The 12929-nt window shown below is 61.6% G+C and carries 13 protein-coding genes; 5 read left to right on the forward strand and 8 right to left on the reverse strand.

Annotated elements, in window-relative coordinates; genetic code table 11:
- Window positions 1-60 precede the first annotated feature (60 nt).
- The 4 genes from C7451_RS19085 to C7451_RS19100 form a co-directional block, all read right to left on the reverse strand.
- Window positions 61-3030, reverse strand: a complete 2970-nt coding sequence (locus C7451_RS19085; RefSeq protein WP_014072601.1) for a Tn3 family transposase — start codon at window positions 3028-3030, stop codon at window positions 61-63.
- Window positions 3031-3121: 91 nt separating this feature from the next.
- Window positions 3122-4498 carry a mercury(II) reductase gene (gene merA / locus C7451_RS19090; RefSeq protein WP_021222959.1) on the reverse strand — a complete coding sequence of 459 codons (1377 nt, stop codon included), beginning with the start codon at window positions 4496-4498 and terminating at the stop codon, window positions 3122-3124.
- Window positions 4499-4577: 79 nt separating this feature from the next.
- Window positions 4578-4907, reverse strand: coding sequence for a heavy-metal-associated domain-containing protein (locus C7451_RS19095; RefSeq protein ID WP_004213249.1), 330 nt, complete (start codon window positions 4905-4907; stop codon window positions 4578-4580).
- Window positions 4908-4919: 12 nt separating this feature from the next.
- Window positions 4920-5315 (reverse strand): mercuric transporter MerT family protein, encoded by a 396-nt coding sequence (locus C7451_RS19100; protein WP_014072602.1) that lies wholly within the window; start codon window positions 5313-5315, stop codon window positions 4920-4922.
- Window positions 5316-5391: 76 nt separating this feature from the next.
- Between C7451_RS19100 and C7451_RS19105 the strand changes: the two genes are divergently transcribed.
- Together C7451_RS19105 and C7451_RS19110 are read left to right on the forward strand one after the other, a co-directional pair.
- Window positions 5392-5814, forward strand: coding sequence for a MerR family transcriptional regulator (locus tag C7451_RS19105; protein WP_014072603.1), 423 nt, complete (start codon window positions 5392-5394; stop codon window positions 5812-5814).
- Window positions 5815-5981: 167 nt separating this feature from the next.
- Entirely contained in the window at window positions 5982-6542 is a 561-nt protein-coding gene (locus C7451_RS19110; RefSeq protein ID WP_017184234.1) for a recombinase family protein, read from the forward strand.
- 84 nt (window positions 6543-6626) lie between these two features.
- Here the strand turns inward: C7451_RS19110 and C7451_RS19115 are convergent, their stop codons facing one another.
- From C7451_RS19115 to C7451_RS19130, 4 genes are all read right to left on the reverse strand, one after another.
- A complete protein-coding gene (locus C7451_RS19115; protein WP_137776362.1) occupies window positions 6627-7721 on the reverse strand; it encodes a Cj0069 family protein in 1095 nt (364 codons plus the stop codon).
- A 71-nt stretch (window positions 7722-7792) separates the two neighbouring features.
- On the reverse strand, window positions 7793-8461 hold the full coding sequence (locus C7451_RS19120) for a superoxide dismutase (RefSeq protein WP_171007877.1): 669 nt from the start codon (window positions 8459-8461) through the stop codon (window positions 7793-7795).
- Between the two features lie 75 nt (window positions 8462-8536).
- On the reverse strand, window positions 8537-9934 hold the full coding sequence (gene chrA, locus C7451_RS19125) for a chromate efflux transporter (protein ID WP_110300446.1): 1398 nt from the start codon (window positions 9932-9934) through the stop codon (window positions 8537-8539).
- Window positions 9935-9936: 2 nt separating this feature from the next.
- Window positions 9937-10815 carry a chromate resistance protein ChrB domain-containing protein gene (locus C7451_RS19130; RefSeq protein ID WP_244182034.1) on the reverse strand — a complete coding sequence of 293 codons (879 nt, stop codon included), beginning with the start codon at window positions 10813-10815 and terminating at the stop codon, window positions 9937-9939.
- A gap of 240 nt (window positions 10816-11055) precedes the next feature.
- Between C7451_RS19130 and C7451_RS19135 the strand changes: the two genes are divergently transcribed.
- The 3 genes from C7451_RS19135 to C7451_RS20535 all read left to right on the forward strand — a co-directional run bounded on the left by C7451_RS19135 (window position 11056) and on the right by C7451_RS20535 (window position 12749).
- Entirely contained in the window at window positions 11056-11946 is an 891-nt protein-coding gene (locus tag C7451_RS19135; protein ID WP_008603797.1) for a DUF1259 domain-containing protein, read from the forward strand.
- Entirely contained in the window at window positions 11943-12347 is a 405-nt protein-coding gene (locus C7451_RS19140) for a PepSY domain-containing protein (protein ID WP_228165648.1), read from the forward strand. Before C7451_RS19135 ends, C7451_RS19140 begins: the two co-directional genes overlap by 4 nt.
- Window positions 12348-12422: 75 nt before the next feature.
- Window positions 12423-12749 carry a Rap1a/Tai family immunity protein gene (locus C7451_RS20535; RefSeq protein ID WP_223178489.1) on the forward strand — a complete coding sequence of 109 codons (327 nt, stop codon included), beginning with the start codon at window positions 12423-12425 and terminating at the stop codon, window positions 12747-12749.
- Window positions 12750-12929 lie beyond the last annotated feature (180 nt).

Below are 12929 nucleotides of genomic sequence, written 5' to 3' on the forward strand. Positions count from 1 at the left end.
GGCGTCACCTCAAGCTTTGTTCGCCAGACAACGATTTCTCGGACATAAGCGGAACATGGGCTACGCTACACGCTTCAACCGCGCCATTGGCTCGTTGAGTGGGTGGAATTCACCTGCTGGAAGTCGCCTGGCCTGCTCCCAGAGGTAATCGCCGGTCAGACTGATGTGCGCCCAGCCCATCGGAGAAAGGTGCGCAAGCAGTGCCGCATCGAACGTCGTGCCGACAGCGTTGAGGTGCTGGGCGGCCCGGTCGAGATAGACCGTGTTCCAGTAGGAAATCGCCGCAATCAGCAGGTTCAGCCCAGATGCGCGAAATTCCTGATTTTCCAGCGAGCGATCGGTGAACCGACCCTGCCGGTTGGTATAGATGGCGGCGGCAAGCGTGTGCCTCGCCTCGCCTTTGTTGAGACCGGCCTGACAGGCACGTCGCAGTTCCGGTTGTTCAAGCCAATCGAGCGTGAACAAAGTGCGCTCGATACGGCCCAGTTCAGCCAATGCAAAATCCAGCCTGTTCTGGCGTTTGTAGGCGGCAAGTTTTCGCAAGATTACTGACGGCGCCACCGTGCCATCCTTGATTGAGGCGACAATCCTGACGATGTCATCCCAATCGGCCTCGATCGCTGCCGTTTTGATGGTGCGGCCCATCAGATTTTCGATGCCCTTGTATGTCGATGGCGCAGCGATCGAACCCAGCTTGCGGTCGCCAATATCGCGCAGCCGGGGCGCGAAGCGGAACCCGAGTAGGTGGCAGAGTGCGAAAACATGATCGGTGGCGCCGCCGGTATCGGTATAGTGCTCATGCAACGGAAGGTTGCCGGCGCCCAGGACAAGCCCGTCGAGCACGTAAGGCGCTTCACCTGCCGTCGCGGACATGATCCGTGATCCGAATGATGCGAAGTGATCGGAAAGGTGAGAATAGATTTTCACGCCAGGTTCGGCGCCATATTTGGCATTGACGTCCGCCGCCCCTGAACGGCTCCGCCCCGACCGGAAGAACTGGCCATCGGACGACGAACTGGTGCCAGCGCCCCAATGCCGCGCGAAGGGTAATTCGTGATGGGCTGAGATGATCATGGCCAGCGCGGCCTGATAGTTCTCGGGTGAAAGATACCAGTTGTGGGTCCATGCGAGTTGGGCATAGCTGACGCCTTCGCTGGCATTGGCCATCCGCTCCAGCCCGAGGTTGGTGCCATCAGCCAGAATTGCGGCGAGTACCGTGCTGGGGTTGTCGTGCTCCTTGCCTGAGCGCAGGTCACGGAATGCGTTCAAAAAACCAGTGCGTTCGGCGACTTCAAGCAGCAGCTCGGTGATGCGCACGCGGGGAAGCAGGGTATCGAGCTTGCGATCGAGGGCTTCAGCTTCCGGTGGGGTGACAGGCGGCATTTGCTGAAGCTTGAGCCGGTCTCGTTCGAGCGACACTCCCTCAAGCTTGTTTGTTTTCAACTGCTTGGCAAATCGGCGCAGCCGCCAGTCAAGATTTCGTGCCCGGTCAGCGAGGTAGGATGCAGCATTTGAATCGAACGGAAGCACATCCGCCACTTTGGCGGCGTCGCGCCGACCCAGCAAATAGGCATCGAAGCGCTGATAGTTGCGGGTTCCCTCGATCCATACATCACCGGCGCGCAAACGATCACGCAAGGTTGCCATGATCGCAATTTCATAACGTCGGCGGTCGATACGGCCGCTTTCGGTGATGAGACGCTTCCACTGCCGATTGGGGAATGGCAGTGGAACGCCATCGGGAAGGTCGCGCGACTTTCGTGTGTTCGCATCGCGAATGACATCGATGGCTTTGATCAGTGCCGTCCCTGTTCCAGACGCCTTGAAGGTGAAGGCGTCCAGAAATGCCGGGCTGAAACGCCGTAGCGTGGCGTAACGCTCGGTTGCCGTTACCAGTGCGTCCTCGCCGGCAAGATCAGCAAGGGCATCTACTTGGGCCTTTGCCGCAACAAGCCGGTGCCAGCCCACCGCTTCGTCAATCAATTCGAGCGGATCGCCGCCATTCTGGACAGCCTCATCAAGTGCTGTAATCGTGGCGCCAAACAGCCGCATGAGTTGCCCCACCGACTGAATACTATCTTGGTAGCGACGCTCGCGCCCACGCCGCGCGCGCGTGAACATGCCGCCGATAAGTCGGTCAAACATTTGGATCGCGGCATCGGCAAGTCTGGCCTCAAGGTCGATCACTGCGGCCGTCAACGTCGCCCGCCTGCGATTGACGCTGTAATCCGAAAGCAGGAATGCCGGTGCCACGCCGCCCTCGCGGACAAATTGGGCAAAGCGGAATTCCGGAATGGCGCCCCCAACTACCGGGTGGATACCTATGCCGCGAACATAGCGCAGGCGCTCAAGCAAGCCATTGATATTGGCCGCAGTCGGGGCTTCTTCGAAATTACGCAACCACGCCAGCGGTGTCATGCCGAAATCCGGGTTGTTGATTACGAGTTCGTCTAGCCGTGTCAGTTCAGCAGAGCTGAGGCCTTCGACGATTGCGGCTGCGGCAGCTTTGCGTGCGCGTGCCCGGCCAGCAAGACCGGCGCGTTCCAGTGTGTCGCCTGACGGAAGAATGAACCGCTCACCCTTCAGGCCAACCATGAGGGCGCGAACAATCGGTTCACCTCTGTCTGTATACTCGGCGGCTTGCGCGGCAAGATTCAGGGCAAGTGCCAGGTCGCCACGTCGAAACGGGCGTATGCCAAGATAACGCGCCACGAGATCGGCATGATCGGTACGGGTTTGCGCGCGCTGACCATATGCAGAGAAGGAGGAAGGATCGACGAATAACTGTGCCGCGAGGTACTGAAGAATGACGTCGGGAAGCCCGATCTCGGGTTGCAGACCAAAGCCGGGATGTCGCATCAAAGCGATTTGTGCAGCCAGACCGAGGCGATTTGCTGGACCATAGCGGCGCCCAACCAATTCAACATCTTCCGCAGAAAGGGTATAATGCCCAATGATCGCGGTTTCTTGGACAGGAGGATCGAACAGGCGCCGGCGCTCGTCTCCGGTCAGAAGTCGGCGTCGTGCCATTTTGCTCTCCCGCTGAGGCGAATAACAAAATTGACACCAAAGCGGCTTGCACTGGAGGGAGGCCATTCGTTGCCGGTTGATCCCCGAGCAATCACCCGGCGCAGCAAGACAGTTTGGCGACATCCTTATCAAACGTTTGGGCCGCCAGTTTGAGGCCTTCCACAGTGGTCAGGTAAGGAAATATCGTTGCACCCAATTCCAGGGTGGTCATGCCGTGTTTGATCGCCAGCACCAGTGTCTGGATCGAATCCGCGCCTTCGGGTGCCATGATCTGGCCGCCCAGCAAACGGTCGTTCGCCTTGTCGGCAATCAGTTTGATGAGACCCCGCGTATCGCGTGCTGCCAGTGCCCTTGGCACAGCATCGAGCGGGAGCAGCGAAACCTTGATGTCCAGGCCTTGCGCCCGTGCTGTCGTTTCAGTGAGGCCGGCGCTGGCGACTTGCGGGTCGGTGAAGACGACGGATGGCATGGAGGAATTGTCGTAGCGGTATTGGTTGCCCGTCACCGCGTTGCGCGCGGCCAGTTTTGCGCCATAGGCGGCCATGTAGACGAACTGGTCCCGTCCCGTTACATCGCCCGCCGCGTAAATGCCTGGAACCGACGTTTCGAGGTGGTCATCGACGACGATTCCACCATTACGGGCAAGCACTATGCCGCGCTCCTCCAGCCCAAGCCCGTCGCTATTGGGTCGGCGTCCGGTGGCGATGAGCACCTGTTCCGCCGCGACGGTGTCACAATGCCCCTCGCAGGTCAATTCGACCCCGCTCTGTGTTTGGGCGATACGCTGATAGCCGACACCTGCGCAAACCCGCACGCCCTCGGCTTCCAAATAGTTTTTCAGCGCGGCACTCACTTCCGGGTCCATTTCGGGGAGCAGGCGGCTTCGGCAGCAGATGGTGACATCAACGCCCAGACGCGAAAACATCTGTCCCAGTTCTACCCCGATCACCCCGCCACCGATCACCAGCAGCGATTTGGGCAAGCGATCCAGCGCCAGCGCCGATGTGCTGGTTAGGTAGGGCACGCTGTCCATCCCCGGAATCGGCGGCACGGCGGCGTGCGCACCCATCGCCAATATGACCTTGCCGACCTTCATGGGCGCATCGCCGACAATCAGCGCACCATCGGCAAAGCGTGCCTTGCCCTCGATATAGCTCACACCGTCATAGGCGGGCAGCAGATCGACATATTTTTTTTGGCGCAGCGTCGTGACAAGATCGTCCTTCGACGCCGCCAATACGGACCAGTCATCCATCTGGACAGCGCCCCCAAGGCCGGGAAAGCGCGCGGCGGCAAGCCCACCATGCACCGCTTCGGCGGCGCGGATCAGCGTCTTGGAAGGAACGCAGCCAACATTGACACAGGTGCCGCCAATCGTGCCGTGACCGACGAGCGCCACTTTCGCGCCCAGATCGGCAGCGGCGATCGCGGCGGAGAACCCGGCAGAACCCGCGCCGATGACGGCCACGTCAAATCCTTCCTGCCCGGGGCGGTTGCAACAGTCGTTCATTGCTTATCGCTTTCTTGAGGCGCTGGCGGCGCCCCGCTCAGTTTTGAATAGCGCGCGCCGGATAACCCGCGTTGGTTGATGCAGCGGCAATCGCAGCAGCATTGGTGCGGCGCGGGTTATAGGTTGCGCGCGCGGTCTTGGCTGCGAAATCGACCGTGACCGCCGTTACCCCGGCGACGCCTTCCATCGCCTTCTTCACGGTGATCGGGCAGGTGGCGCAGGTCATGTTCTCTATGGCAAAGGTGGTTTGCTTCTGAGCGGTTGCGGTAGCCGCGGGGCGATCTTGCGCCGTGCCACTAACTGCATAGGCGACCCCGCCGCCAGCCATAGCCAGCACGGCCATAGCGATACATACTGTCTTTTTCATGGGTATTTCCTTTCAATAGAACCAGGGTGCCCACCAGTCGATGGTGAGCGCCAGGATGGCGACGGCAAGGCCCAGCCACAGCACCGCCTTGGTGGTCCAAGCCGATTGTGGACGAGCGCAGTAGGAACCGTCTTCACAGGGCGGTTTCGGCTTGAAATAGACATGCCAGAAGCCGTAGCCGAGCAGCGCGAGCGTTACGCCTGCGACATAGGGCTTGTAAGGTTCGAGCGCCGTCAGGTTGGCGATCCACGCGCCGGAAATTCCGAGCATAACCAACAGTAGCGGGACGACGCAGCAAGCCGAGGCGAGCCCCGCGCCGATCAATGCGCCCGCCGCAACCCAGTTTGCCTGCTTCGGCTCGTGGTTTTCGGTGAGGGCTGGCTGTCCCGCTTCCGGCGTTGAGACCATGGCTTGAATCCCTTGTTCCAACTGAGTGATTCGCAATGTAGGCTCTGTAGCCACTACAGACTCAAGAGGTATTTTCATGGAGCAACAGGTCGGCATCTTGCGTGCCCAGCTTGCCCGGAAAACAGGCTGCAATCTCGAAACCATCCGCTATTACGAGAAGGTGGGATTGCTGCCGGGGCCGCCTCGCAGTTCCAACGGCTACCGCGTCTATTCGCCGGAACTGGTGCAAAGGTTGCAGTTCATCCTGCGCGCGCGCGACCTTGGCTATGCAATGGATGAGATACGGTCATTGTTGTCGCTCACCGATACCGGTGCACAAACCTGCGCGGAGGTTATGGCGAGAACCGAACTCCACCTTGAAGATGTCCGCCGCCGCATTGCAGATTTGCAGAAGATAGAGGTGACGCTGGCGACCACGTTAGCCAGATGCACTGGAGATGACGTTGCCGAATGTCCCATCCTGGAAGCACTCCAGTTTTTACCCCATCAAGGCAATTGACGCCATCTTTGAGGGATTTGATTTTGTGATGTCAGCTTGGAGTATAGCCTAACCGGACGTCAGGATGCAGCGGCGGTTTCTGTCAGGATAGGGTTATGGCAAGCATTTATTGACGCATGTTCCGCCGTGTCATAGAATTCAACCTGACATTTTGACCGGAGGCGGCGATGAAAGGCCAGAGGATCGGTTACGTCCGGGTGAGCACATTCGATCAGAATGTCGATCGCCAGTTGGACGGGCAGTCGCTCGACCGGATTTTCACCGACAAGGCATCGGGCAAGGACATCAACCGCCCCGAACTCGATGCCATGCTCGCCTTCGCCCGCGAGGGTGACACCGTCGTGGTCCACAGCATGGATCGATTGGCGCGTAATCTCGACGATCTGCGCAAACTGGTTCAGTCCCTCACCAAAAGAGGCGTCCGGATCGAGTTCGTGAAGGAAAGCCTGGCCTTCTCGGGCGAGGATTCCCCGATGGCCAACCTGATGCTCTCGGTCATGGGTGCGTTCGCCGAATTCGAGCGCGCCCTGATCCGGGAGCGGCAGCGCGAAGGCATTGCGGTCGCCAGACAACGCGGTGCTTATCGCGGGCGGAAACGTTCCCTCTCCGACGAAATGGTCGCCGAGCTGCACCGCCGTGTTGATGACGGCGAGCGCAAGGCCGTCATCGCCCGTGACCTGGGGATCAGTCGCGAAACCCTCTACCAGTATCTCCGCGCTGCCACCTGAGCCGGTTTCACCCAGCCTCGCTCACCCTTAGGCTTGTCTGATTGATACGACCAATGTCACGTCTCTTGAATTGCTTGAATCATATCAATGAGGATTGGAGGTCTCCTTCGTCAAACGAATGGCAAGAGCGCGACCGATTGCCGCTGCGGCGACTGGCTGGACGGCGCTTGGCGGAAATGGTGCAACCGAACTAGCATTGATCTCGCAAAGCGCATAGGAGCCATCGCTGATGGCTTCACCAGGGCGAAATAGGAAGTCGGCGTCCCAAAGAAGCGGAAGATCGTGGTCGGCGATCGACAGCAACCTTTGCATCTCTGGAATCCAGCGATCCTCCATCGCTTTCCGTAAGGCTGCGAAGCGCGTCACCTCCGGTCCGAACATGGCGCGGCCCATCGGCTGTGGGGTTGACGACGTTGTATCAATGGCCGTTGGCGTCATCAGCGCAGTGATCAGGTTGTGCCCAAAGCCAACCACTCGGTGCCCGCACACGTAGCAGCGGACCATGCCCTCGGACGACTGCGGCTGATAAGCCTGATCGATCAGCACGCCGCCGTCGTTTAGAAACGGCACCCACCTTTCCAAGCACTCGGCTAGGCTGATGCGCTCCGATTTGCTTCCTTGGCGGGCCTCTTGAACTTTCACCGACGTTTTCAAAGCCGGAGCGTTTCCCGCTTCGTCTAGTTGGACACGCCATACATTCCTGCCGCCGTTGCCGTAGTTCGGCTTCAGCACGCGCGGGCCTGCGGCAAGATGTTCGGGGAAACGAGCGCGAAGGCCTTCAGCGTCCACGTATCGATCGACATCGCTGCCCCATTCCATGGATCGCGTTGTGTAGAGCACTTCCTTGACGCCGATTTTGGCGATCACGTCAGGATGCGCGCTGACGACAACGCCGCACGCCGCGACTTCGCGCAGCATCGGGTCGAGCACCGAGCGGTCGCCTGAAATGTCCAACGGATTCACCCAGACCAGCACCGCGTCGAACGACAGCAACTCGTCACGAATGTCGCGAACCGCTTCGTCTCTGTACAGTACAGGCCTTGTGGTCGCCCCGAACGACCGCAAGGCTTGAACGATCGGCCACTGCCGAGCTTCATGAAAGCGATGCGTCCACTCGGCCGCTTGTCCGCGCCAAAGAAGAGCGATGTTCGGGCCGGATGTCACTGTTGCATCTCCCATCGGACCTGCCCCCTTTGTGGTCGCCAACTCAGGTGTCGCGCAGAAGTGGGTGTTGATCCTCGGCGGACGGGTCAGCCGCCGCCGCGCAAAGCCGCGGCATAGCGGCGGTCGACCACTTCCCAGTCGATGTTGCGGAAGAAGGCGTCGACGTATTTGGCGGCGGCGGTGCCGTAATCCATGTGAAAACTATGCTCGTACATATCGAGCGCCAGCAGCGGCACGCCGGCGATTGCGCCGTGCATATGATCCCACGCCCAATGGTTGTGCAGCGAGCGGGTGTGGAGATTGTAGACGAGCACGCACCAACCTGATCCGCCGGCAAGACTCATGCCGGTGCGGCGGAAGTCGGTCTCCCAGCGGTCGAACGAGCCGAACGCCGCGCCCAGCGCGTCGCGGATCGAGCCGGCTGCTTGACCGTTGCCGCCCAGCCCGTCGAAATAGATTTCATGGAGCACGACCGAGCCGGTGCGGTGCAGCTCCTCGCGCTTGAGGCCGCCATAGACCACCGGCGGTAGGTCCGGGTCAGCGAGCGCGGCGGCAAGGCGTGTTTCGATCATATTCAACGCCTTGACCGAGCCGGCATAATTGTTCTCGTGGTGCGATGTGATCAGCCTTTCGGAGAGGCCGTGGAGCCTGGCGGGATCGAACCTGAGCGGCTTGATCTGATGATTGCCGGCGAATGCGAGGACATTCGTCGGCGCTGCGGTCGGCGTCTGCGCCGAGGCTTCGTTCATAGTCATGGCTGCGGCTCCAATGCCAAGAGTTGCGATTGCACTGCGTCGGGAAAATTGGTCGATCGTCACACGTCACTCCCTTCAGATGATCATTACATATGCGGCCCCGAGGACGGAGCAGACGCCGAGCACCGGCAGCATGCCGGCCTTGAACCGGAACATGGCGAGGATCGCACCCACCGCCAGCGCTAACGCGGGCCAGTCGACGGACGTCAGGACTGGGAGATCGATGGCGCCGGCCGCGAACGGCACTTCGCGGACTTGCCCGAACAAGGTGTGAATCCCGAACCAGACTGCCAGATTGAGAATGACACCCACCACTGCGGCGGTGATCGCCGAAAGCGCGGCCGACAATGCGCGGTTGCCGCGCAGGCGTTCGATGAACGGCGCGCCGGCGAAGATCCACAGGAAGCAGGGCAGGAAAGTGACCCAGGTGGTGAGAATCGCGCCCAACGTCGCGGCGATGAGCGGCGGCAGTCCGGTGGCCTCGCGGAAGGCTGCCAGAAAGCCGACGAACTGCGTCACCATGATCAGCGGCCCGGGCGTGGTCTCGGCCATGCCGAGCCCGTCGAGCATCTCGCCGGGCTGGAGCCAGCCATAGGTCTCGACTGCCTCCTGCGCGACATAGGCGAGCACCGCATAGGCGCCGCCGAAGGTCACCACCGCCATCTGGCTGAAGAAGGTGGCGATGCGGCTGAACACGTCGTCGGGGCCGAACGCGAACAGCAGCGCTGCGACCGGCCCGAGCCAGAGCAGCAGCAGGACGCCGGAGATGCGCAGCGACCAAGAGAGGTTCGGCCGGGCATGGTCGGGAAGGCCCTCGCCAAGAGCGGTGTCGCGGTCGTGGACTATCTCAGCGCCGGCGGGACCATGTCCGCCGCCGCCCTTGAATGCGGCGTAACCAGCGCGGCCACCGAAGAAGCCGATCAGCGCGGCGGCAAGCACGATCAGCGGGAAGGGCACGTCGAGCACGAAGATCGCGACGAACGCCAGCGCGGCAAAACCGCGCATGACGTTGTTCTTCAAGGCACGCGAACCCACCCGGACCACCGCCTGTAGCACCACCGCCAGCACGGCGGCCTTCAATCCGAAGAACAATCCCTCGACCAGCGGCACTTCGCCGAGCAGCACATAGACATAGCTGAGCCCTAAAATCGCGAGGAAGCCGGGCAGCACGAATAGCGCGCCCGCGACCAGGCCGCCCTTGGTCTTATGGAGCAACCAGCCAATATAGACAGCTAGCTGTTGCGCTTCAGGGCCGGGCAGCAGCATGCAATAGTTGAGCGCGTGGAGGAACCGCTCCTCGCCCATCCAGCGCTTCTCCTCGACCAGGATGCGATGCATCACCGCTATCTGGCCCGCCGGTCCGCCGAAGCTGAGCAGCGCGACCCTGATCCAGACGCGCACCGCCTCGCCAAAGCTGATGCCGTGCTCGTGCAGCGTCTCGACTGCGATTTCAGCGCGTGCGCTGGCCTCCATCTTTAGTCCTCTTTTCGCCGGGTGAAGTGAGCATAGAATCCGTCGAGCGCGGTCGATCCGCGCGCGATCCGCTCCTCGTCGTCGTCGGTGCCGGCACAGATGCCGGCGATAAGCGCGCTCACTCCCGGAGTTTCCGGGCGCTCGAACCGAGCATCGGCAATATCAAGGTCGTGAACAATTTCGCCGAGCGCCCGCAGCGCGGGGTCGGTCTCGAGACCGGTGCGGAACACCAAGGTCTCGAAGGAGCAGCGGTCGCCTTCGTGGGTGAACTCAGCGTCCGCCATGTCGAACCTCAGTTCGTCAGGCTCCGGCACATATCCTTTGCCCTCGACGAACTTGAAGCTCGCCTCGGGGTCGATGAAGCGGCGAATGAGCCAGGCGGACGCGATGCGATCGACATGGACATGGCGGCGCGTCACCCAAACGCGGCGCTTTAGCTCCGCCGGGGTCAGCTCGGGCGCACTGGGGCCGCTCACATCGGGATGTTGGTGAGAGCGGCGGTCCGCCTCGGTGATGGCGGCCTGTGCCGCCTGCCGACCATGCGCACCGAAAAAGTCGATCGCGGCGACCTCGTTCAGGCGTTTGCGCAGGCGGCCCACATCCGCCGCCGCGACATACTCGCCCTCACACAGCGCGCGCGCCTCGCGTGCCAACTCCTCATAGTCGGCGTCACGCGCAGCGTCGAACACTCCGCGCAGCTCCGCATCGCCCATGCCGCCGACAAGGCGCGCTTCGAGGATCAGCGCCTCGCCGCCATTTTCGGTGATCTCGCGATGCAGTTCTTCGAACAGCGCGCGCGTGTCCTCGCGATTGGGGAGCGCATGGACGGCGTTCTTGAGCGGCGCGGCCCCGATCGCCTGCAAACGCCGCCAGACCTTCACCCGCAAATAGGCAGGCTTAGCCGGAAGCTGCGGGATCAGGAGCAACCAAGGGGAAGCTTGTGTGTTTGTCATAGTTGTATCGTCACTAGCCTACAAGTGTAAGGGTTGCATCACAAGCCTCATGAGCATAGGACTGCTTATCCCGAAGAAAGAAACCGGAGCGCAATGTCGCGGCTCGCCGGCGGCGCGCTCGCATGACGTGAGGCTTTCCGTGTCGAGTGCGCTGATGAAGGATCAATTATGCTGAAAAAGACCATCGCCTTGGGATTCGCCAGCCTCCTGCTGGCAAGCCCGGCATGGGCAGCGCCGGACTGGTCGGCTGTCGACCGGGCGATAGGACGAGCGGGGGCCGAACAGCCGGGGGGCGTTCACCGCTACAGCTTCCCGCGTTCGGACCTGAGCGTCACGCTGGATGGGGTGACGATCAAGCCCTCCCTCGCGCTCGGTTCCTGGGCGGCGTTTCAGCCGATGGGCGACGAGGCGATGGTGATGGGCGATCTCGTGCTGACCCACGACGAGGTGAACCCCGTTTTGAGCCGCCTGCTCGCAAGCGGTTTTACGATCACCGCGCTCCACAATCACCTGCTCCGCTCTTCGCCTGCGACCATGTACATGCACATTGCCGGCCACGGCGACCCGGTGAAGCTCGCGGCCGCGCTCCGGCAAGCGCTATCAGCCAGTCGGACCCCGCTCGCCGCGCCGCAATCGCCTTCGGCCAGCGCAGCCGCATCGCGGCTCGACCTCGATGTGGCCGCGCTCAACCGGTTGATGGGCGGTGAGGGCAAGACGGCCGGTGGCATCCTCCAATACAGCTTTCCGCGCGCCGAGCGGCTGATGGACGGCGATATGGAGACTCCGCCGACGATGGGCACGGCGACCGCGATCAACTTTCAGCCAACCGGGGACGGCCGAGCCGCCATCACCGGCGATTTCGTACTTGTCGCAAACGAGGTCGATCCGGTCCTGCGCGTGCTGCGGACGAACGGGATCGAGGTCACGGCGCTGCATAATCATATGCTAAACGACGAGCCGCGGCTGTTCTTCATGCACTTCTGGGCCAACGACGACGCAGCCAAGCTCGCCCGTGGGCTGCGCGCGGCGCTCGACAGGATGAACAATCAGAGGAGTTGAACTCGGACGACGGCTCATTGGGCCGTAACCGCCGCCCGCCCGACCCCACGGCCCTTATGCAGGAAGTGGAATGGAACATGGCTAGCAAACGAACTCTCACTGTTGTCGCAGGCGTGGGCGCGGCCGCGCTGGCGATCGCGGGCGTGGCGATCGCGCAAAACCACGAGGCGAACGAAAACCGGATAATCGGCAAGCACAGCGAACGAGACATCCCGCTTGCTCAGGTGCCCGAGGCCGCGATGAACGCGGCACGCGCGCAACTCGCGTCAATAAGCAAAGCGGAGCAAGTCACCCGAAAGGCGGACGGAAGCACGCTCTATGAAATCAAGGGCAAGAACAGCGACGGAAAGACGATCGAACTGTTCGTCACGCCCGAAGGCCAGGTGCTCGGCCGCGAATGATGGATCAGCACGGGGCGCCGGCCGTCGAGGGCCGTGCGCCCCTTCCGAAATGATACTGCGGAATAGGAGACGAAAATGCGGCCAAGACGATGGATATTGTTATGCGCCGCTTTGGCCGCCCTGCCTGATAGTGCGATCGGCCAAACCGAACCCGCGTCGGCGACGGGCTCGGCGTTGTTCGTAAGCTGTCAAGCGAATGAGCCGCGATGCGGCGCTTACCTCCAAGGCGTGCTCGACATGATGATCGTCGCGCGAAAAGCGGAATGCCGCGCTCCACGCTATGACCGATCGGCGCTGCGCGCGGCATATTTACGCTGGGCGGAGCAGAATAGCTATTTTATGAGTGTTCATATGGTGGCCGGAGCTGAACGCTCGTTAGCGAAGGCTTGGCCATGTCAGTAGCATCGTACCCCGCGGCGTAGCCTGCCCGGCGGCTGCCTTTGAGGGCAGGCGGAGCGTCCGCCTGGCGGTGAATTCCGCCAGCTCAACGATCCCATGTCGCGCCTCAAGCTCGCTAATTAGCCGATGTTCGCATTATGTCTGCCAAATCGTTGTCTGGCGCACAAACCTTGAGGTGACGCC

The organism is Blastomonas natatoria (assembly GCF_003201955.1).
Lineage (GTDB): Bacteria > Pseudomonadota > Alphaproteobacteria > Sphingomonadales > Sphingomonadaceae > Blastomonas > Blastomonas natatoria.

Coding starts and splice junctions, on each gene's coding strand:
- C7451_RS19085 (WP_014072601.1), bottom strand. CDS start 3,030: ATGGCACGACGCCGACTTCTGACCGGAGACGAGCGCCGGCGCCTGTTC.
- C7451_RS19095 (WP_004213249.1), bottom strand. CDS start 4,907: ATGAAAAAGACAGTATGTATCGCTATGGCCGTGCTGGCTATGGCTGGC.
- C7451_RS19100 (WP_014072602.1), bottom strand. CDS start 5,315: ATGGTCTCAACGCCGGAAGCGGGACAGCCAGCCCTCACCGAAAACCAC.
- C7451_RS19105 (WP_014072603.1), top strand. CDS start 5,392: ATGGAGCAACAGGTCGGCATCTTGCGTGCCCAGCTTGCCCGGAAAACA.
- C7451_RS19110 (WP_017184234.1), top strand. CDS start 5,982: ATGAAAGGCCAGAGGATCGGTTACGTCCGGGTGAGCACATTCGATCAG.
- C7451_RS19115 (WP_137776362.1), bottom strand. CDS start 7,721: ATGGGAGATGCAACAGTGACATCCGGCCCGAACATCGCTCTTCTTTGG.
- C7451_RS19120 (WP_171007877.1), bottom strand. CDS start 8,461: ATGACTATGAACGAAGCCTCGGCGCAGACGCCGACCGCAGCGCCGACG.
- chrA (WP_110300446.1), bottom strand. CDS start 9,934: ATGGAGGCCAGCGCACGCGCTGAAATCGCAGTCGAGACGCTGCACGAG.
- C7451_RS19135 (WP_008603797.1), top strand. CDS start 11,056: ATGCTGAAAAAGACCATCGCCTTGGGATTCGCCAGCCTCCTGCTGGCA.
- C7451_RS20535 (WP_223178489.1), top strand. CDS start 12,423: ATGCGGCCAAGACGATGGATATTGTTATGCGCCGCTTTGGCCGCCCTG.